Source organism: Bacteroides sp. D2, from assembly GCF_025147085.1.
Classification (GTDB): Bacteria; Bacteroidota; Bacteroidia; order Bacteroidales; family Bacteroidaceae; genus Bacteroides.
Genome location: NZ_CP102261.1, coordinates 3195526 through 3218094, shown reverse-complemented (window position 1 = coordinate 3218094; position 22569 = coordinate 3195526). Strand labels below are relative to the sequence as shown.

Here is a 22569-nt window from a genome sequence, read left to right as displayed (position 1 = left end):
TTTTTTGTGTTTGATTATGGTAATGGCTTCAATCCTTCCCAACGAACATTCCATGTCCCGTCTTTCGGAAATCCCGGATTAGTTTCGATACATCCGTCCCAACCTGCACACATCATTGCAATAGCAGTCAACAAGCCACCATTACCCGGTAAATAAATGCGCAAACGACCATCTTGATAATTATGACCATTTATCAGGTATGTATTTGTGCGTTTATCCATCAGCAAAGCTCCAACAGCCTTTTCCGGTTCGCCCAGACGGGCAGCATTCATGGCTGTCATCGGATAATCCCATCCCCAGGTTTTACCCCAATTCCAGTTATCCCAAATCCAGTGCAATGTATTTTTCATATAATCTTCCCGGATAAGTTTATTCATCGGAAGGATACCGACTGACCCCAGCACTGCCATGTGATCGGAAGTATAACGAATGTCCTTATAAGTATCTGTAGCTGTTTCAGCAGCCAGATAGAGTCCATCTGCATTATAAGCTAGAGGTGAAAGTTTGTCGAGCATTTCATCCCATTCCAGATTACGCTGTTGCCCCATGCGCTCACGCCATTGTTGGGCGGTCTGCATTGCAAAATGCCAGTAAGAAAGCTCGAAAGGAGGATTAACAGTTTCTGCTGCACGTAACGTTTCTTGTGCGGGGATGGCACCTTTCAACACATAGCGTCCTTCCAGTTCATCATAGGTAGCAAAGGAATACATAAATTCAGCTGTCTCTTGTACTAAACGATTATATTTCTCTAGTACTTCTTTAGTCGGATCGGCACGATAAAACAATTCTGCCAGATAAATTAAATGGGGTTGTTGCCAAATCAGAAAACTTCCTACTTTAGAGGGAGCTTCTGTTCCTGACGGGTCGGTCATTTTCATCCAACGAACACCGTCAAATCCTTGTCTCTGTGCTATTTGGCGTGCTATAGGTTCTGCTTTTTCATACCAAGCAAGTGTACGGTCGAGTAATTTGCTACGGTTCCAGAGAGCAAATTGGGCTTCGTGCCACCAGATCATTTCAAGATGAAATTTACCAAACCATGAATTATAAGTAAGCCCCGTTTCTTGCGGAGGAGTAGTACCCGCGCTTTGAATAGCAAGCAGATATTGACTAAGTACCACACGTCGTTCCAATTCTTTGGCACGTGAATCCGTACATGACGAGAAATCAACAGCTGCACCTTCTTTCCAGAAAGAGTTCCAATAGTTTTTTGCTTCTTCCTGAATCTGTTCCACGGTGACAATCTGCGTAGAAGGAGCTTCACTAGTAAAAGCACAGGTAAAAGCCAGTTTGTCATCCATCGGAGTCAGGACAAAACAGTGTTTTACTTTCTCATTCAAAGTCGCTTCCCCTTCCCAATGCAAAGTTATATAATACTCTGTACTATCTAAAGTGTGCTTCAGGACTGCAGAAGATTCATTTTGAGTAACAATCGTCGTCGTATGTTTATCAATGGCTTCCCAATTACAAGCATCATCACAGTGTCCTCCTGTAGGATACGGAAAGCGAAAACAAATTCCGGTATGTGCCTTGGAGGTTATATGAGCAGCAATCATATCACTGGAAGGATGGCAGACAGTCTCCACCTGATAATCTTCACCATTTAATTTAAACCTGCTCTCAATTTTTCCATTCCACAAACAAAGTTTCTGATGAATATCAGTCACTTGTTCAATATCCGTATCTTCTTTCACGTCGAAACCGACAATCCCTAAATGAAGACGGTGTGGATTGACACGAAACCAGTTAGCGGCATCTTGCTGTCTGCCTTTCTCTTTGAACTGTGTAGCATAAAGTTCTTTCTTCCCTCGCCCAAAATCGTACTCTTTCAGGGTTTCTTCCGGAGTAAGATGTTCCGGATTGGCAAAGCTATGCCATCCCCACTGGCTTTGCGTTCCTAATGGAACACCTTTGCTGTAATTGTCCGGAAATGTCTGCAAACCGGTTATATCTACCGTATAAGCAAACTCTCCATTTCCTACAGAAAGGGAAGCCAATGAATCGAATGCCGTAACAACGGGACTATTTCTTTCTACCAGCGCCTCACGGTCAATAACGGACTGTTTTCCGTCTCCGCAAGCTGTCCAAACAAGAAGTGCTGCAATATATGCTGCTAATGTTTTCATCATTCTTTGTTATTGTTATTTGCAAAAGTATTTATATTTGAAACAATGACGCGGATTCTCATTCAAAAATCCGCGTCACCCCAACCTAATCCACATCAAAGGATGATTTGAGGATTTTTTATTTTAACTTCCATTTAATGAAATAATCTCCACTCATTATTTTGGAACGGATGGCTGCAGCATTGCCAGTACTTTCATACTTTTCCGAAATATATTTCGCCATGAAACTATTATCTTTATAACGTTTCGCCATACGAATCATAGCCGGATAAACTTTTCCTTCGCACGCCATTTCCAACATCATTTCTTTCAATATTTCTTCGTCATTATTTTGCACATTAGATGTGAAGGTTCGTGCTCCTAGGTTACTATAGCTTACTTCTACTCCACGAATCCCTCTGTCACCATATTTACGACTACCAATGCCTGTTGTCCCGTTTGAATAATAATATACAGTACTGTTATTCGTCCAATGAGGAGTAATACCATACCAATTCCCGGAATAAGTACCTTCTTCATCAATATCAAACTCACTAGAGTAAGCATTGACCCCTACATTAATCAGTGCGTCTACTACAGATCTTCTGCCCAATTGATTGAATGCTTCCGCCAACATAAAATAAAGGTCTGCACCGCGGTAAGTATATACGAATACATCATCGCGATAAGCGTTACGTACAGGTTTAGAAGTTGGACGGAATTTACTGATAACCCATTTACCATTGTATTCAGATACCGTATAACCCATTCTGAAATCTTTATCTTTATTGCCCAGCGGACCGAATTCATTATTTCTGAAACGTTCTACAGCAACCTCTGCTGGTGCCAGCCAATATTTATTCGGATAATCAGAGTCGAAATGCTTCAGCAGACTGTTCGTCTGCCTGTTTTGATAGTCATACATAATTGCAGATGCCGATTCATAGTCATACGGAGTCTCATTATTAAAGAAATTGGTATAATGGCTGAACAACATATCATTACGTAAGAAAGCAATAGATTGATTCGTGGTACTTTGATATATACTATTCATTTTATTAAGTATTAGGTTGATACATTGCTGGTATCTGCCTAACCACAAACAAATCTCTGCATATATAGCATAGTAAGGAGGAGTCATCATATCCCAACGACGATATTCACTATTTGCCAGTTCTGTATCCGGGTCCACCCAGTCTTTCCATGCTGTTTCGTAAGTCCCGTCAATGTTGTCATAACCGATATCTAGCAGATTCTTGCAAGCTACCATCGTTTCGTCAAGATTCAATATGTCAAACTGTGACAGATCTCTCAACGAAGTCATTGGTTTGTTCACCCATGCCACTTCTCCGTAAATTTTAGCGATTGTCATAAACATCCATGCTTTAATACGTAGCGTACTACTGACTAATGCTTTATAGTGGCTTTCATTAATAGAGTTCTTTTCTTCGTATGTTTTCAATTTCCGAAGATAATCGTTACAGGCATTTACTACTTCGTAGAATCCAGAAGGGTCTGCGTATGAATTACCGCTTAAATCATCATCGTAATTGTACAAATTGTAGAGTTCTGTGGGTGCCGTTGCAGTCGGCACCACCATTTCTCCTCGAAGTTCATTCAAATAAATCACTTTGTCTCCAATGGCTTGCATTTTGGTCATGATACCAATGTAGCCGGAGTACATCTCACTTTCTTCTGATATATAATCCTCATTATCCAGTGTAACATCTGTATCAGGATTGAAGAAGTCATCGCATCCTCCCAATAAGGTAACCGCCAGAATGAAAGCGGCGTTTAATAATATCTTTTTCATCTGCATCATTAGAATTTCAAGTTAATACCCAGTTTGACTGATTTCGGTTGCATCACTTTTGCATAATCAAATCCCTGTGTGGCACTGTTACCGGATGAATAGGCAAATTCAGGATCCATTCCTAAATATTTGGTAGCAGTAAGCAAGTTTTCTCCTGTCACATACAGTGTGCCGGAACGGAAAAACTTCCAAATCGGTTTGTCGAAACTATAGCTCAACGTAACGCTTTTCATACGTAGAAAAGAAGCATCTTCAATCCAACGGGAAGAGAAATTATTATTTCCAATAGCATCTCCATAGCTGGCACGCGGGATATTAGTCACTTGTCCTTCCACATTCCAGCGATTAGCTACTGCAATACTCTGGTTGGAAAAAGAAGAAGCCGATTCCAGCGTTCGTCTTACTGCGTTGTAAGCTTCATTTCCTTTTGAATAAGAAAACTCGGCAGACAAGGCGAAATGTTTGTAACGGATGTTGGTATAAAATCCTCCAAAATAATCTGGAGTGGCACTACCCAATGATACATAGTCTTTGGAATCGATACGACCATCGTTGTTCTGGTCTATGTAGTGTACGTCACCAGCGCTATATGCTTGATTACTGCTATTGAGTAATCCTGCTTCTTCAGCCTCTGCTTGAGTAGAATAAACACCAGTTGCCTGAAGTCCGTAGAATTCATAGGGATTACCTCCCACACGGCTCACCACCATAGAACCATCACTATATTCAACCACTTCCTGTTCATTACCACCTAATGACTTAATTTTGCTTTCTGTAAAAGCAATGTTACCTCCAACAATCCATTCAAAATCGCGCAGACGGATAAGTGAAGCTTGTAGAGAAAGTTCTACTCCATTATTATCTATCTTGCCGACATTTGCATAATAAGCAGACGTACCATAAACTGCAGATTTACCGATGTTCATAATAACATCTTTACTTCTTCCACGATAGTAATCGACTCCTACGCTAATGCGGTTTCTCAAAAGGTTTGCGTCCAGACTCAAGTTCATTTGTGAAGTTACTTCCGGTTTTAGATATGTATTAGGGATTTGTGTACGTATAATACCTGATACCGCCATATACGGTGAACTGCTATAATACGATTTTCCATAGTTGGAAGAGAAGCGACTGTTTCCAGTCAAACTATATTCTGCACGTAGATCCAAACGGTTTATCCAGTCTTTATCTATCAGAAAAGGCATGTTTTTGACCATCCATGTGACTCCTCCTGACGGATATACCTGAAAATGATTAGTATATCTTCCGTTGGCGGAAGAACCATCGATAGACATATTCAATGCAGCATTCAAAACATTATTGTAGGTGTAATCAACGTGACCATAGATATTAGCCCAGTTCCATTTATTCTGATAACCGTCGAAATAACGACCAATAGCATCTGCTGAACCCAATACTTGATAGAAATCATTGGTTGTGTTACGAGCATATGCTCCATCATACTCCTGTTGAGTCGTCAAGATTTGTACTCCTGCCAAGACGTTCAGTGCATGGCGGTTGTTAAATAGCTTGTTATAACATGCATTCATGTTGTAAAAGAAATTCGTAGCTTCCGCTACGCCCTCCCGTATTGTATTTTCCTCCGTACCATATGTATCGGTGATAGGAATGATAGTGAAATCCGTACGTCCGGGAACAAAGATGTGCTCTTTATTATAATTATAATATAAACCGAGTACACCATTTAGGGAGAATCCCGGAAATATTTTATAATTGAAACCAGCTTTGATGTTTACGTCATATTGGCGGTTGTTCGCATCCAGAGTATTGACAATAGCTGCCGGATTACTTACAGCGTAGTCCATGTTCTCGCTGATACCGTAATAATAAGTAGAATAAACCGGAGTAAATACTCCGTTATCAGCTTTCTGATAGGGAGCAAGTAGTGGAGATTGTGCATAAGCGGTGAGCAACGGATTAGTACGTGTATTCATCCCTTGTTCCTGATAATTACCGTTGATATATGCCAGTCCCACAGTGGCATACACTTCTAAGTTCTTACTAATCAAGAAGTTCCCGTTCAACTGTGTATGGTAACGGTTCTGTTGAGTACTTTTCAATATTCCGTCCTCTTTAGAGTAACCCAAAGACAAGTCGTATTTAGCAATAGCGTCACCACCTTCTACCCGAAATAGGTTTTCTGTTACAAATCCACTCCGATAGATTTCATCCTGCCAGTTCGTATTATTATTGTAATAATTAGCATATCTACTGTTAGTTGGGTCACTCATGAAAGGAAATTCGGTAAAGAACTCATCCATGTTTCCGAAATAGCTCATACCCATATCCGACAAATAAGAACGGTAATTGATTCCACTTAATAACGGCATACGTTTGTTGTTCCAATTGACACCGAATTGCCCGTAGTAACTGATTTCTGTATTCATATTATCCGAATTCGCACCGTCCGTCTCAATCAGAATAACGCCATTGGCCCCCATAGAACCATACAAAGCAGCTTCTGCACCTTTTAAAACCGTAATGTTTTGAATATCATTAAGGTTGTAAGCCTGAAAGATATTGCGACTCAATCCGTTAATTAATGGAGAATCATTCACGTCCGGTATATAAGGAACACCGTTGATAACAACTAATGGGGCATTGTTACCCACAAATGAGCGTGTTCCACGGAGATTGATGAAACTCCCTTCTCCGGGCATACCACTTCCGCGAGTTACCTGTAAACCTGCAATCTGTCCTGCCAAGGCACGGTCTATCTTCATACCAGCAGGCACAAAGTCTTTTTTAGTAATGTTCTCGGCAGAAGTAGTAACTTCATTTGTCTCTACGCGGAAAGGCAACACCGTTGTCTCATTGTACTTGTATTCTGATTCCGGAATCAGGATGATGGATATCTCTTTGCGATTATTTATCGTCTGAAGCACTGTATAATATCCAGCAGCCCATACTGAAATATTAGCTTTCTGCGGATCCTTACATTCAATTTGAAATACTCCGTTCTTGTCCGTAGTGACATCTTCACTTCCGGTGACGGATATTACCGCACCCTTAATTGGAACATTCAGGGTGGATAATACTTTACCGCTTATTTTGCCTTTTTCCTGCGCATACAGATTGGCTGCAGACAGGCAAATTAACAGGGTGAAAAATAAAACTTGTATCTTTTTCATATTGTCTTTATTTTCATAAGATTAATAACAGTCCTTAGTTGGTTTCAGACACCAATGATATAATGCTGCCCGTACCAAATTAGAACCTGAGGCATTAAAACGTATCACAATTTCAGTCGCCTCGTCTCCCGGAATAGTGACTGTACCTACAGCACCACCGTCACGATCATATTTAGATTTATTTTTAAATCCTTGTGCAACAGCTTCGTCTATCCCTTCTGGATATCCGCCTCCATCACGGTCATAGTGGTAAGATGCCGCATTATTTAATACCGATTGAGAAAGAGTATTGATAGGAATTTCTACTCCATCTTTGATGATTGAAATAGCAATCGCTCCCAAATCTTTTCTTTGCCGGAAACCCATGGTAAAGGTATAGGTTCCAGGAGGAATCTTATAAGGAGTAGCAACATAGTTACTTCCCATAGTTTCACCCCTGAACGGAGTATAATCTAATGTATAAGTCTGATTCCCTGCATCTGTCAGTGTATAATAAAGTACTCTGTATCCAATAGTCGGGAATCCCAACGCTGCCCATCCTGTACATGTTGCCTCATCCGTTTCACTGATTTTTTCAAATGAAAGATTTGTAGACTTGAAATATGCATCCTTCTCAGCTGCTCCCAAGTATTCGTAATTCCTGAAAAGCTCCTTGAGACGGTAGATCAATACATTGGTAGGTATTTTCATCTCTGTAACATGGTAAGCTATTCCGTTACTCATAGAGATCGGGTTGTCAAGGTCTACCTTCTGTACAGTGGTACGCCATTGTTTGCTAAATATGGAAGTCAAATCTTCATTGTTTTCGAAATCTACCTTGCTGTAAGTACGGTTAAAGAAAGCAGCTTGAAATACCCAATTCTCCAAAATACTATCTGCACGTGTCATATTCCAGTTCGCTAGATTCTGTCGTGCTGTGTTCAAAGCCTTATTTACGACATCATTGGAAGGAAGTAACATCGTAGCAGTTAGATTCTCTGACATGATATTAAACCCTTTATTCTCAAAATAAGGCGCTTTTACTGTAAATACCGAGTCATACAAAGTATTTCCGGTATTGTCGACTCCTACTATTGTGCTTGCATTTTTGTCAAACGTCAACACATAACGTGACCTAACCATATCACGGAAGATGGAATAATCATCCCCCAGATTCTCTATAATTTCATACATACTTCTTGGAGATTCAATAGCTTGATCTAACAGATACAAATACCCATTAGTCAACTTAATAACCCGAGTCACGTTTGCATTATTGAAACGAATACCAGTGGTCCCTCTTGCTTCGGGAGAAGTAACAGAAATATTCAGATACTTACCACTCCACATCAGGATACGTTGTCCGTCTTTCAGATTAGAAGGCGAGATAGATGCATCAGAGATATAGGTTTGAGCAGTGTATTTAGGATCATCCCCCGCTGCAATACTGGATTCTGCAGCCAGAATGGTGTACATCTGTTCTTTCGCCAATAATTGCTTTACCATGCCCGTTTCATTGAATAGTTGGTACATGTTGCTCAACGAAGGCTCCTGAGCTAGATAATCAGTAACGGTTGCATTAACTATAGAAATCTCCGTATTATTTACTGTACTGGAGTCTTGGGTATAATGCTCATTCCATGTATCGGTACAACTGCTTCCTATCAATCCGATAAGAGCTATCCCGAGTATATATTTTCTTGCTTTCATGGTTTATTCGTCAAATATAGGTTCAAATAATAAGTAATCGATGTATATACGATAGCTGGCATTCTTACTTGCCGCAGGGTCATTTATCACCAGTCGGAAAGTATGGGTAGAAGTTTCCGAAAATTCCAACTCATCATAAATCACATAAGAGTAGCATCCTAATGTATTCGAAGAAATTGTCGTATACGGAGCATGCGTGACAGAGTTTTCTCCATCAAAGCTAAAAGTCATTCGTCCTCCATTACTTCCCCCCTTACTGTCTTGCGTTCTGATGAAATCCATAGATGTAGCGTATCCAAATTGCAGTGTCACTTTATATTTTCCTTTGATAATGGATGGCGTTTGCATGGAAATCCAACCGGTATTACCCAAGTTTAACATCAGGAAGTCCATGTTATTCGCTGTGTTCCATCCATTATTAGTTCGGGTAGTGAAATAAGTAACATTAAAATAACTGCTAAAAGTACCAGAAGGATTATTGAGGCTATATTCATAGCAGTTGAGACCTGCAACATCACATTTTTTCTCTGCTGTTCCAAAAGATTCTTGGAATTTGATACCCTCTTCTCCATTGCCAGCCGCTATCCAATCACCGATTATAGAATAATTACATACGTCAAACAAAACAATCTCCGGTTCGGCTTCTGCTACAGGCAGATAAGAGGAAACTTGATGAATGTAACCGTTCTTAGCTTGCAAATTACAATAGTCTTCCAAGAAAATAGCCCGATTATCATCTCTGTAGTTAAGATAGTATATTCTGTCTTCCTTGCTGATTCTTACCACACTTCCTGTATTCAACGTATTCCATATTTTGGAGGTTGCATCTGACGTATCGAAGCTCTGTAACTTACTCAAATCGTAGCTTCCATCCAGAACATGGTAGGCTAAATATTGGTATAAGGCATTCTCTGGATTAGTATAATCACTACTTGCTCCCAACAGTTGTACCAAATCTTGCAAACTGTTAACCCCTGCCTCTTGGAACACAGCATCCGAAACAGCCAGCAACGTGTAATTACGTTTCTGTTGGGTAACTTGCCCCAAATCATCTACCACATCATCATATATAACATTTAATTCTGCTCCCACTCCAGTAGCATCCAGTGCAGCTTTTAGGATAGTGTAAGGACGTCCGCTTTCAGATATCCGGGCATATACGCTTTCAGTAAGCGGAGTCAGTGTACTTTCCAATACATACACATAACCGTTGGATACCGGATTCGCAAATTCGAGTACACGGGCTTCACTGTTCAGATAGACAGACTGTATACCTCCACCACCAACTTCTGCACTTCCAAAAGATACCATCAAGACATCATCTGAAACGGTTCTCTTTGCTAATGCACCTTCCTTTTCGATAAAAGTTGCCTGATTAATGGTGTCTTGTACAATATGGTAGGACACCAAGTTACGTGCATATTCCGCACCCAAATCTTCGATGGAAGAGACACCTTTTCGAGTATAAAACTCTTGCACAGCAGCATTGTTGGGAACGAAAAGGGTAAAGGATTGGGTAGCCTGATTTACCGCATTGTATAAGTCTGCATATTTCATGATGTGAATCCATTCGGAAAAGTCTTCCGACCGATTAGACAAATAAGTTGCAGCAGGCTGCATATCGAAGACTACGTAAGTATCTCCGTCATATGGATCATTGCAAGCTGCACATAAGATGATGAGCAGCATCCAGTATAGTCTTTTTATTTTTTTCATCGTATGTCGTTATTTAGTTATTCATAATAAGGATTTTGTGTCAATAACGAATTGTTGAATATATCGTTGGCAGGAATTGGCAAATACCAAGCATTATCATTATCCAAAACAGAACTCAACCATCTACTTTCCGCAGTCAGATTATTCTCCATTATGATTGCTTTGAAGCGAGCTCTATATTTGAAGTTCTGCTGTTTGCCGTAACGCAACAGATCGTACCAGCGTTTTCCTTCTGCAGCAAATTCCATATCACGTTCATCCAACAATATTTCTAATAGCATTTCTTCTGTAGCCTCGTTGATATTCTCTGCAGTGATTTCGCTCCGTGGGCTCAATTCGGAACGTTCCCGTATTTGATTGACGATAGCCAGTGCTTCCGTCCAGTTGGTAGAGCCGCCGATACGAATCAATGCTTCCGCTTTCATCAACATTACGTCTGCCATACGATAGATAATATAGTTGGCATCCAAAATGGTACGTACCGCTTCTCGATCGGCTACCCCCATTCCCGAGTATTTCCAGATGATACCATTCTCCGGATAGCTAACATAAGATGTTCCAGCGAATGAGCCATAATAAGTACGACTTACTTCATCCCCTGTATGTTGAGCGTATTCATTCATCAAACGAACAGTCATCGGTTCTGAATACATATAAGTACTGGTTGTTATATCAGTGCCGTAAGGAAAGAGCCTTGACGGGCTTCCACTTCCTTGTGCATAATTCGTTTCGTCATACTGTATCTCAAAGATAGATTCATTACTGTTGCCAGGATAGAATATATTGAACCATTGTCCAGGTGTCGACATGAACACTGGTCGCATAGCAGCTGTAGCATTAATCAGGTAGTCAGCGTATGTGATACATTCTTCGTAATCTTCCGCCCAAAGACAGGTTTCCGCCATCAAAGCATATAAAGCCCATTTGGTGGCACGTCCTTTGGTAGCCCATGTTCCGTCAAACGTTTCCTTAGCGGCATTGGTTGCTAATGCTGCACGCACATCACTCTTTATTTGTTCCAAAATTTCGGCTTCGGAGGATTTAGCTACATCAGTAGGCATAGCATCATCTACATAGGGTTCAAGAATCAGAGGAACTTCCCGGAAGTTGCGCACCAGATACAAATACGACAATCCACGCAGGAAATAAGCTTCTGTCCTATGCGAATTCATTTGCGATTCATAATAACTCGCATCTTTCTCCATCACAGTTGGGGCGTATTGCAGCACAGCATTCGCCATACCGATGACCTGATAAAAAGTACCCCATTGAACAGTTGTCACACTAGGCAACACCGTAAAATTCTGGATTAAACCAGTAGAGGTTGACCTACCAGGAACAATCACGGAACCTCCTCTTAACTCTCCCCAATTAATGATATAGGGAACGCAAGTACGCAGACGACTGTATCCCTGTGCCAGAATAGCCTCCACATCCTCGGAAGACTCCCAGTACATATCGGTGGATTGCTTATCTTTGGGCAGTACATCGAGCCAGTCGCTGCATCCACTCATTAACAAACCACCGGATAGTAACAATATAGTAAATATCTTTTTCATATTCGTAGATCTTTTAGAAACTTAAATTAAAGCCGGCAACAAGCTGAACGGAAGCCGGTGTAGTGGCACTGTCTCTGGCATAAGTATTTTCAGTCTTCACTTCTGGATCCTGACCAGTGTATTTGGTCCATGTCAGAAGATTGTATCCAGTGACGTACACATCGATATTGTTGAATCCCCATCGCTGAATAGCTTTCTTAGGTAAACGATAAGTGAACGACAACGATTTCAAACGCAAGTAAGAAGCGTCTTCCACAAAACGGTCAGAACCCAATGTATTGTATCCTTCTCCGTAGAGTGCTCGTGGAATGTCAGTTTGATCACCTTCATTTCGCCAGCGCCTGAGGACAGCTGTACTCTGATTGTCAATTCCACGCATGGATTCGTTGTTCAAACGGGTAGAGTTGACTACATCCTGTCCATAACGTCCGTAGAAGATAGCAGATAACTTAAACTGCTTATAGCTGATATTAATACCTGCTCCCCCGGTGAATCTTGGATTTGAATTTCCTAGATAGACAATATCATACTGGTTAATAACACCATCATGGTTAATATCTTCGTAGATAGCATCTCCTGGAGCTACGGTCGCATTGCCGTTCCGCATAACGATCGCATTGCCAGAAATATCTCTCATTACATTGCCGTCGGCATCACGTGCATACGTAGCATCTTTGTTCTGATAAACACCTTTATAACGATAACCATAGAAAGAGCCCATTGGGCGACCCTCTTCTCTACGGTATGCATAGTTACCGTTGTTGAAAGTATAGTTTTCTTCTGTATAGTTATCCGGCATTTCAGTTATCTTATTCTCGTTGTGGGCAATGTTGAAGTAGAATCCGACACGCCAATCTTTATTTTCAAACGGAACGGCATCTACACGAAATTCCCAACCTTTGTTCGTCATCTTTCCGGAGTTCATATAACTGACTTCATAACCGTTTCCATAACCGATAGAGGTCGGCATCTCTACTTTTTTCTGCAATAAGTCTTTAATGTATTTCTGATAGACATCAACCGTAAAGCGAAGTTTACCTCTCAAAAAAGAAGCATCCAAACCGGTGTTATATTCAGTGGTTGTTTCCCATTTCAAACGGTTGAGCTGCATAGTGCTCGGGGTAATGGCGCTCATATCCATATAGTTATCACCAGAAGCATAAGATCCCAGATAAAGCGAAGCACCGCTGGCGGCATTACCGGTTTGACCTAAACTAAAACGAAGTTTGAATTCATCCATCCAATTATTCGAAAAGTCCATGAATTTCTCGTCTGCCAAGTGCCAAGCAAGACCGACAGTAGGGAACATGCCCAAACGTTCCGATTTACCCATGGTTGAGTTACTTTCCAGACCTAACGAGGCATTGACAATGTAACGGTTCAACAAAGTATAATTCATTAAAGCTACACCGTTGATGCTACGTACTTTGGAGTCTCCAGAGCTAATCTTACGTACAGCACTTCCAATAGTTGGATCGGAAAGCCCAGAAGAAGCGTTACCGGAAGTCTCGCTTCCATAGCTGGATTTATTCGTTTCCGTTGTACGGAACAAGGCAGTTGCAATGATAGCATGCTTGTCGTTCCAGTTTTTGCGATACATCAACTTATTTTCCGTGTTGATAGTTAACTGATCTGAAGATGTGTCTGTACTGCGGTTTGCATAGCTATCTGTCCAAGCAAGGCCGGTAGCTACTTGTGGAAGGAACATACGCCCTTTGGTATTACGAATATTCATATTGACGTAACCTTGGTAAGTCAGTCCGCTCAATATATCATATTCGATACGAAAGTTCATTTTGCTTTCACGTTGTATAGTCCGGTCGACACTTTCATTAGCCATGGCAATAGGATTATAGTATTTACTTTTATCACCATCTTGTTTAAAAGCTGGATCTAGCGTGGAATGCTCGCTATGATTGAAGTATTGAGAAGTATGACTTCCTGTCTCATCATCAATGTAGTAAGGAGACTTATTCGGTGCTTTACGGAAAGCTTCCGTACGTACATTATAATAGTTATTATTTCTCTTGGATTGAACGTAAGAGAACTGTGCATTAAAGTTCAATCTGTCAGAGAATTTGTAATTTACATTCAACGAAGAGTTCAGGCGACTGAAGTCAGTTCCAACGGTTGTACCCCCTTCATCCAAATAGCCTAAAGAGAAACGATAGGTCGCTCTTTCACCACCACCGCTCATAGCAAATGTATTTTCCCATGATTGGGTATTTCGACGTACTTCGGACAGCCAGTCAGTATTCTGATTATACTCGTCAAAATACGTCCAGTTTGGTTGGTATCCGATTTCTGGAGAACCATACAACATTTGCAGGTAGCTGGAAGAGTTGGCAAGACCGATATAGTTTGCACTGTTCCACAGCGCTTCGGAAATCAAAGCAGAATATTGATTACCATCCAGCATTGGAATACTCTCTGGTTCAAACTTAGCAGAAAATTTGGACGAAAAACTGAAACGTGTTTTCCCCTGTACTCCTTGCTTAGTCTTAATGACCAATACACCATTAGCACCGGAAGTACCCCAAACGGCAGTAGCTGCCGCATCTTTTAAAACTTCGATTGATTCAATATCTTGCGGAGAAATATTTAACAAAGCTCCTAAATCGTCATTATTGATAGTAGAGAAGTCGGTATTGTCATCGATTTCCGCCGGATAAGGTACACCGTCTACTACAATCAGCGGTTCGGCATTAGCATTCAGAGTGCTACCACCACGAATTTGTATGGAAGCACGTGCACCGGGATCACCACCCCCCAACACAATATCCACACCACCAAGTTGTCCTTGCAAAGCATCCTCGATGGAAGTAACAGGAGCGATAGCTACCAAGTCTTCCATACTGACTTTTTGCGTAGCGGAAGATTGCTCCCTAGAACTGATACCTAAATCATTGCGTTCTATTCGTTTTCCCGAGATTACCACCTCGTTAATGGTCTGTGTATCATCCTTCATTGAGACATTCAAACGAGTCTGACCATTGTACTTAATTCTCTCGCTCTTCTTTCCGATATAAGAAAAGACAATTGTAAGATTGCTTTCATTCGGGATCGAAAGGTTATAGATACCGTCCATATTCGTAATAGTACCACCTAAAGAACGGTTTTGGGAGTTAAGGATGTTGACATTCACTCCTATCATCGGTTCTGCCGTCGTTCCGAACATCTCGGTTACCTTTCCAGAAAGGACTTTCGCTTGTCCGAAAGCTTCGCCAGTAGTCGCTGCGAATACGATAGCAATCAGTATGTATTTTAATAATTTCATAATCTCTGTTTTTCTGTTAATCAAAAGACATCATCAATCAGATGGAAACAACCTCCTTCGTATGCAAATGGGAAGTAGTCATAAGTTGACACCACGTGACATGCATTAAAGCCCTCCAACTGGATACTCAGCGAAGTTCCGTTATCCGTATAAATCAACTGTGGCACAGTCACTCCTTCTATTGTTGCCGCACGTTCGCTCCAGTAACGTCCACTTCTGAAATCTGAACCTATGTACGGATAAGAGGGAATTGCATTTTGAGCAGCAGTTATGAAATAGGAATTCAAGTAATTTGCTAATATTGCTGCATCAAACGTACCAGTCAAATTACCTTCGGCATCGAATGAGGCATTGGTTGCTCCCGGAATTTTGTCGTTTGCCAATGCTTGCTGTATGGCGTCATTGGTAGGAATGAATGCGATGAATCGTCCTTTACCAAATAGATTCATTAGAATCTGATTAGATACTAGGTTTGCCTGTCGGAGCAACTGGGCGAAACAGTAGTATGGATAGTTGTGGTCAGCACAGATAGCGATATTATAAGCTAAGTCTCCACTTTCTGTTGAGAACAATTGATTGCCATCAAAGCTATATGCACTTCCGTTGCTTCCGTCTTTAAGTTTAGTGAATGGCGTGAAAATCTCACCATTGAACTGTGGATTCAGTTGTTGATTAAAAATTGAACTGCAGGTAATGGTTCCGTCTTTGACGAACCAGTAGTTCCAAGGAGACTCCGTAGGGACTACCCGTGTCCCGCTTTCTGGTAATTCACTTGACTGATTGCTCGGGATGCTGGCAGAATGTAAATAAACAATGCTCTGTTTGGCAGAACTGCTAATTTCTGACCAGCCGTCATCCCCCTGCGCTTCCAATCCCTGAGTACTATAAACAGTTCGGATACCGGAAGCTTCAAACTGATCAGCGGTAGGAACCAGCACGATATACTTAGCTAAGTCCGAAACGTAAGAAGAAAATAATGAACTGCCTACTAATGCATAAAGGAAGGAACGAGCGCTTTTATATTGAAATACGGGCCCAATGACGGAAGCAAATGCACTAGGATCTTGAATCTCGTTCATACCGTAGAAAGCACCGTTGACGCACATAATCCTTTCGTTTAACATAGCGGGGTTAATCTTGAGAGTTGAACCTGACACGTTTTTCAGTTCGTCATTTCCCAATTCATCGGGGAATAACATAGAACCTCCATAAATGAACTGATAAAGAAAATAAGTCAATGCCAGCTCATCGACTTCTTGCATAGAAGAATAACCACCGACCTTCCAAAAGCTATCAAAGAAATGGTTGATAGCAGTGTTCGACGGTGCGAAGATACTATAAGCGGTAGCTGTCAGAGCCGTGAAATTCAAATAGCTGGTTGTAGGCCATTCGCAGGCAATATTCGGTAGTCCGTCATGCATATATTGGTAAAGTGTGTCTACTCCATATGCTGCAGCATAAGATTTACTTAACTCATTATCGGCCACATAGTAGCCAAATGAATCGTATAAATTAAGAAAAGTAGAATATTCTTCCTGACTTTTCAACTCCGTATAAATTGTTTCCAATGGCTCAACAACCCGGTCGACAGTATGAATGTAGCCATTATTGGCAATGATTCCATATTCCTTTACCGATGCGTTGGATACATTAAAACCGTTATCTCCCGTCCAGGTAGAGTTAGGGTAGAAGGCTTCATAATTACTCTTCGCATTGATACCTTTCGTCTGGAAGTAGCGATAAGAGAATACTGGCAAGTAACGTTCCAAATGATATACCATAACTGTAGAACCTGCAGAAGTTGTCTCAATAGTAGGAGCATCGCTACTTCTTGTGCGATGTTTGTAATACAGCCCTGCTGCTACATTCTGTTCTTCTTCCGTTTCCGTGCTTCCCGTCGGACGGAAATTGACTAACTTCTCTTTATTATAAGAATAATAAAGTATGTGGTAGCCGATGAGTTTACTTACTTCGGTAACCGGCATGTCGCTAATACTAGTATAACCTCTCTCATTCAAATAAGCTCTGAAAGCATCGTCATCTGGTGCCATAATAGTTAAGATTGCTTTGCCTTCTAACATTTGCTTGTAGCCGGCAATCTCAAGTCCCTGTAGGAAGATGGAATAGTTCCCGTGTTCACCGGAACTTAACACTTCCCATGCATTGTCTGCTACCCAATCGGGTACTTCATAGTGCTCGTCCATTTTGTCCTCACACGAAAGTAGGAGTAATGGAAGGCATAACAGCCATAGCATTTTTCGTAAAAATGTAGTGTCTTTCATTGTTTTTATTAATTTTAAATTATAAGTTCTTTCTATTATTCGAAATTCAAATTAATTGATAATGCATAATTATTCTCTTTCATATATGGATAATCAATGTCAAATTCTGCTACAAATCCGGCTGTTGTAGTAGATGTATAGTCTTCATCTAAATCTACCGTATTATAATAAAATTCTTCTCCTAAAGCTGTAATTTCAGATGTTGCTAATATTGTACATTTTCGATATAAGTAACGGAGTCCCTCGTCTATTATAATAATTAGTTTTACATGATGCTTTCCAAAAGACATCTTATACCATATGTCAACATACTTATCGTTTTCTAAGGGTATAGTGAGATTTGGAAAGGTAGGATACTCTACTCCATCTAAATAGATATGACAATAATCTTGCCTATCTTGCGCATTATAAATATATCCATTATGAGTAGATGCAATTACAGATATTAGATTTTCAAAAGTGGAATCTTGTTCTGATATACTTTTGACATTTTTCTCTATTTTTTGTATACATGCAGATGTATCGAATAAATCCGTACTATTGCAAGCAACAATGAAAAAAGTAAAAAGTAAAATTCCTAAGATGAATTGTAGAAAATATCGCTGTTTCATATATTCTTTTATTTATTGTTTTTCACTATTTATTCACCGTATGCTTCTTTCCAAGCCTTTTCGTACTCATTTGGAAATTCAAGAGAAAGAGCATAATTTTCAATCATTGTATATCCGTTGTCTGCAATCCGAACAGCATCCCCGGCACTATTCTTGTTCAGCCCCCATTTGTCTTCAAAATCATCGGGGATACCATCACCATCCGTATCTGTTTTAGGAGCGCCAATATTGATATTTTGCCAAGTCGTGGCAAGAGGGTACTGCGTTTCGTAATTTTGATTACGGAATATCGTTCCTTTAGTCCCTAATGTGATTAATTCATCAATCATAAATTGATCTACCAAATCACGGTTGGGCAAAACAGGACCCACATTTTCAACAACCCAATGATAGGCTGCGGTAGCACTAGTTTTTACACTTATCTCCGGGTGCTGGCTATCCGGTTTACTTAAAAAGACAGGAGTAGCACTACAGTAAGTTTGCCAATTGCCCTGCGTGAGCTCGAATCCATTCAATATACCATCCTTATCATCATCATAATAGTTACCAACACAATAAGTATCGAAATCACCATCTCCATCACCTCCAATGAAAGGTTTGGTAGGATTTACCTGTTGATAGGTATCTGCCAAATAGTCGGATCCGCTTATTCCATTATAATGATATTTTGTTTCATCATCAAACATACTCAGATCTGTGGTTGCTATCGGGTATGCCGTATTTATCCATGTATAAGCCGGACCTTTAATAAAATAATTATTTTCAATTACTGTGTTTGAATGTCCTTTAGATTCTCCCCCCATGTTATAGGCAGCCCCGTTTCCCCAATTATAAACGATATTATTGACATATTGATTTAGACCTTTTACTTTAAAATTACGTGTCTTATTATCAATCAACAAATTACGAAAAATTGTAATACCCTCAGAATCTTCTGTTTGAATTAATCCCCCGCAAGAATGGTTTTGGCAGCCTTGTCCAAGGATACTGTTTTGGAGCGTGATATTGAACAATCCATCTCCTTTACCATCCCGATTGAGTGAAAAACACTCATCTGTTCCCCAAGTAAATGAACAGTGGTCGTAGATCTGATTTTTCCCATTGGCACAACCACCAGCATCAATATTATCAGAGCCACTTACTTGGCGACCAACACGCACACGCATATAGCGTATAATCACATCTGAAGCACCGGAAGAAGAAGTATATCCATTGTAAAGTTCAATGCCATCACCTGGTGCTGTTTGGAACAAAATAGTTTGATTACTTTTAAACACTAATTGTTCTTTGTTTAAATCAATAATACCAGATACATTAAACACAATAATCCTGTTTGACTGACTAATCGCATCTTTGAATGATCCTGCACCGCTATTATTCAGATTGGTTACAACATACACTTCCCTAGTACTACTAGCACGGGCGCCTTCCGCATTTCTACCATATCCTACTGCGCCCGGAAATGCCCGCGCATTATCCGCAAAGGCAGGAAATGCAGGACCGGAACTTGTATTACCACCATTTTCTTCTTCCTCCAGAAACGAACTGTGAGGATTGATAGCGGGATCTGCATCTTCTTCATCAACTGGTTCTTTATCTACACAAGCCGCCAGTGACGAAAGCGAAAATAAGAAAAAATAGAAAATGCTTGTGAAGCATTTCGTGGCAATAGATATGCCTTTTTTTTCAAGAAATACTGTGTTTTTCATTTTCATAAATTATAATTTAAATCATTAATTTGATTAATAAATAAAATCAAACTTAAAAAGTGTACATCTATTATGGAATACACTCAATAATTCAGTTCAATACATCCCATAATGAAAGGTCCTGTTGCTTTAGCATCATTATCTCTCATTTTCTCTCCTATATAATATTCGAAACTGCCGTCACGATAAGGCTTACCACCTAATCCACCCACTTGACAACATCTTGTCAATGTCAATGTGCCGTCCGGATTTGAGAATAGCAGTTTATCGCACAGACCTTTAAAGGCCTTTTCTGCAATAGCACGATACTGACTATCAATATATTCTTTATTCACAGCTTTCATATAGGCATACATACACTGTGTCGTAACAGATGCTTCCGGGAAATTACCGGTACGTGAAGGTTGGTCAATTACCTGATACCATAATCCATTTTTATCTTGGTATTTTGAAAGGGTTTCTGCTAATTCTTTCGTCCATTTAATCATATCAGCATAACCTGAATGATCTTGGGGAATATATTCCAAAGCATCTACCAAAGCCATAAACCACCAACCGATACTACGTCCCCAGAAATTAGGAGAATGACCAGTCTCCGGATCAGCCCATCTCTGACTCCGATCCTCATTCCATGCATGATAGTAAAGTCCGGTCTTGGCGTCATAAGTATGTTGATGGCAGAGGGCGAACTGTTTAACAGCCTCATCAATCCATTCCGGATGATTAAATTCAGCTCCATATCGAGCCATAAAAGGAGAAGCCATATACAGCCCATCCAACCACATCTGATAGGGATATATTTTTTTATGCCAAAAACCTCCATCTGTTGTACGAGGTTGTTTTTTCAGTTGATCTATCAAATTCTCGATAGCCAATTTATATTTCTCCTTTTTGGTTTCCTTGTACAAATCAAACAGAACTTTCCCGGAGTTGATATAATCCAAATTATAGGTTTCTTTCTTATATAAATGAATCTCTCCTTTGTCGTCTACCAAAGAATCAGCCCATGCCTCTACATAATCAAAGTACCTACGGTCTCCTGTTTTCTTCCAAACTTGTAACATCGCACAACAGCCTACTCCTTGCGCATAACCAAAATACAGGCGTTTTCCATGATCCAGTTGCCAAGCTTCCGGGAAACGGCGAATTTCCGAATCGGCAAACTGACGATAATAAGTGTCGGGAGCAAAAGTATCTGTACGGAAAGGAACTGCCGGAAGTCCGGCTTTATTAAACAGATTCACTCTAAAGAAAGTCCCATAACCATAACGTACAGCCACAGGCGCAGAAACATAAGTTGAAGAAAGCGTTATCGAACTTCCATCAATTACAGCTTCAGCCGGATAAAACCGCGCATCATTGCCGGCAATAAAAAATCCTTTTACCGGTTCATTGCCGGGTGTCTGCAGACCACCTTCCGCAAATTCAAAATCCAATGTAATTTCTCTCCCATTCACTTTCATTGATTTGTAGAGAGGTCCTGAATAAACAATCTTTTTACCATATTGCTTTGCTAATGCCCAAGCTGCCAGCCGTTCGCCCGGTGCAACTTTATTTCGTGGATGTATGTCGGTAGAATCGGCTGCATCCGTCACTACTGCCATACCAATGTTTTCAAGTCCACTTAACCATGTTTTTAATTGTGCTTCACGAATACCTGCCGGTTGTTTGTAATGTGGTGCAATCTGTACAAAATAGAAAGGCATATCCGGTTGGTTCCATTCTTTCCGCCAACTATTTATCAAGTTAGTAAATACTTCCTGATATTTCTCATAGCGAACAGAGTTGGATTCTCCCTGATACCAGATATTTCCTTTCACTGTATACCCTAGTATAGGAGCAATCATACCATTCCACAAAGTAGCCGGAACCTTACACTTATCTTTTTCCCTACTAACCTTTTCTTTTGAATACTGTTTCAATACATCCACATACAACGGATTATTTTCCATCACTTTCATACTTGTCCAGGATTCAGCGTGTGTTCCTCCCCAAGTAGACTGAATTAATCCAACCGGTGTACTCAATTCTTTATACAATTTACGCCCAAAGACAAATCCTATAGCAGAAAAGTCTTTCAGATTCTCCGGATTACAAACCATCCACTTTCCAACACAATCCTCTTTTTCACTATCAGGTGCCATTTGATGCTCTACATGAAACAGGCGTATTTCCGGGAAATCAGCATCTTTCATTTCTTCCGCTTCATTCAACATTCCCGTTTTCCATTTCACTTGTAGATTACGGGCTACAGGAAACTCCATATTTGACTGTCCCGTACAAAGCCAAACTTCACCTATTAATATATTATTGATATGAATCTTATTATCGCCTTTCAATATCACAGACTGTCCGGTAGTAGCAGCTGGTGTTTGTATCATCAATTCCCAATGACCGTTTTCTGAAGCAACCACCTTATATTTCTTATGATCCCATGAAGTCTTTACCTGAATCTTCTCTCCGGGACGTGCTTTTCCCCAGAAACGTACTTTTGCATTTTGCTGAAGTACCATATTATCTGATAATATAGAGGGAAGTTGTATATCTGCATGAATTTCTATTGGAAAGAAGCAGACCAATAACCACAGACAAAAAATAATTCTACAGAATTTCATTGTATTTTATAGTTTTAGATTCAATGTTTTACTAAATAAGC

The 22569-nt window shown here is 40.3% G+C and carries 11 protein-coding genes; all 11 read right to left on the bottom strand.

Annotated elements, in window-relative coordinates; genetic code table 11:
• Positions 1 to 14: 14 nt before the first annotated feature.
• The 11 genes from NQ505_RS11085 to NQ505_RS11035 all read right to left on the bottom strand — a co-directional run bounded on the left by NQ505_RS11085 (position 15) and on the right by NQ505_RS11035 (position 22426).
• Positions 15 to 2126 carry a hypothetical protein gene (locus tag NQ505_RS11085; protein ID WP_085938600.1) on the bottom strand — a complete coding sequence of 704 codons (2112 nt, stop codon included), beginning with the start codon at positions 2124 to 2126 and terminating at the stop codon, positions 15 to 17.
• Between the two features lie 118 nt (positions 2127 to 2244).
• Positions 2245 to 3927, bottom strand: a complete 1683-nt coding sequence (locus NQ505_RS11080) for a RagB/SusD family nutrient uptake outer membrane protein (protein ID WP_009000491.1) — start codon at positions 3925 to 3927, stop codon at positions 2245 to 2247.
• Entirely contained in the window at positions 3927 to 7070 is a 3144-nt protein-coding gene (locus NQ505_RS11075) for a SusC/RagA family TonB-linked outer membrane protein (RefSeq protein ID WP_009000490.1), read from the bottom strand. The genes NQ505_RS11080 and NQ505_RS11075 overlap by 1 nt, the downstream gene beginning before the upstream one ends.
• Before the next feature lie 21 nt (positions 7071 to 7091).
• A complete protein-coding gene (locus NQ505_RS11070) occupies positions 7092 to 8759 on the bottom strand; it encodes a hypothetical protein (protein ID WP_009000489.1) in 1668 nt (555 codons plus the stop codon).
• Between the two features lie 3 nt (positions 8760 to 8762).
• Complete coding sequence (locus NQ505_RS11065; RefSeq protein ID WP_032853809.1) at positions 8763 to 10475, bottom strand: DUF5108 domain-containing protein; 1713 nt, start codon at positions 10473 to 10475, stop codon at positions 8763 to 8765.
• Positions 10476 to 10492: 17 nt separating this feature from the next.
• Positions 10493 to 12034, bottom strand: a complete 1542-nt coding sequence (locus NQ505_RS11060) for a RagB/SusD family nutrient uptake outer membrane protein (protein ID WP_009000487.1) — start codon at positions 12032 to 12034, stop codon at positions 10493 to 10495.
• Between the two features lie 13 nt (positions 12035 to 12047).
• Complete coding sequence (locus tag NQ505_RS11055; RefSeq protein ID WP_009000486.1) at positions 12048 to 15311, bottom strand: SusC/RagA family TonB-linked outer membrane protein; 3264 nt, start codon at positions 15309 to 15311, stop codon at positions 12048 to 12050.
• A gap of 20 nt (positions 15312 to 15331) precedes the next feature.
• Positions 15332 to 17593: a fasciclin domain-containing protein gene (locus tag NQ505_RS11050; protein ID WP_009000485.1), complete on the bottom strand. Its 2262-nt coding sequence runs from the start codon at positions 17591 to 17593 to the stop codon at positions 15332 to 15334.
• Positions 17594 to 17628: 35 nt separating this feature from the next.
• The gene (locus NQ505_RS11045) at positions 17629 to 18204 is read right to left on the bottom strand and encodes a hypothetical protein (protein WP_009000484.1); all 576 of its coding nucleotides are present in this window, start codon (positions 18202 to 18204) and stop codon (positions 17629 to 17631) included.
• Between the two features lie 29 nt (positions 18205 to 18233).
• A complete protein-coding gene (locus tag NQ505_RS11040) occupies positions 18234 to 19913 on the bottom strand; it encodes a polysaccharide lyase family 1 protein (RefSeq protein ID WP_009000483.1) in 1680 nt (559 codons plus the stop codon).
• A gap of 83 nt (positions 19914 to 19996) precedes the next feature.
• Positions 19997 to 22426, bottom strand: coding sequence for a glycoside hydrolase family 88 protein (locus NQ505_RS11035; RefSeq protein ID WP_369748725.1), 2430 nt, complete (start codon positions 22424 to 22426; stop codon positions 19997 to 19999).
• Positions 22427 to 22569 lie beyond the last annotated feature (143 nt).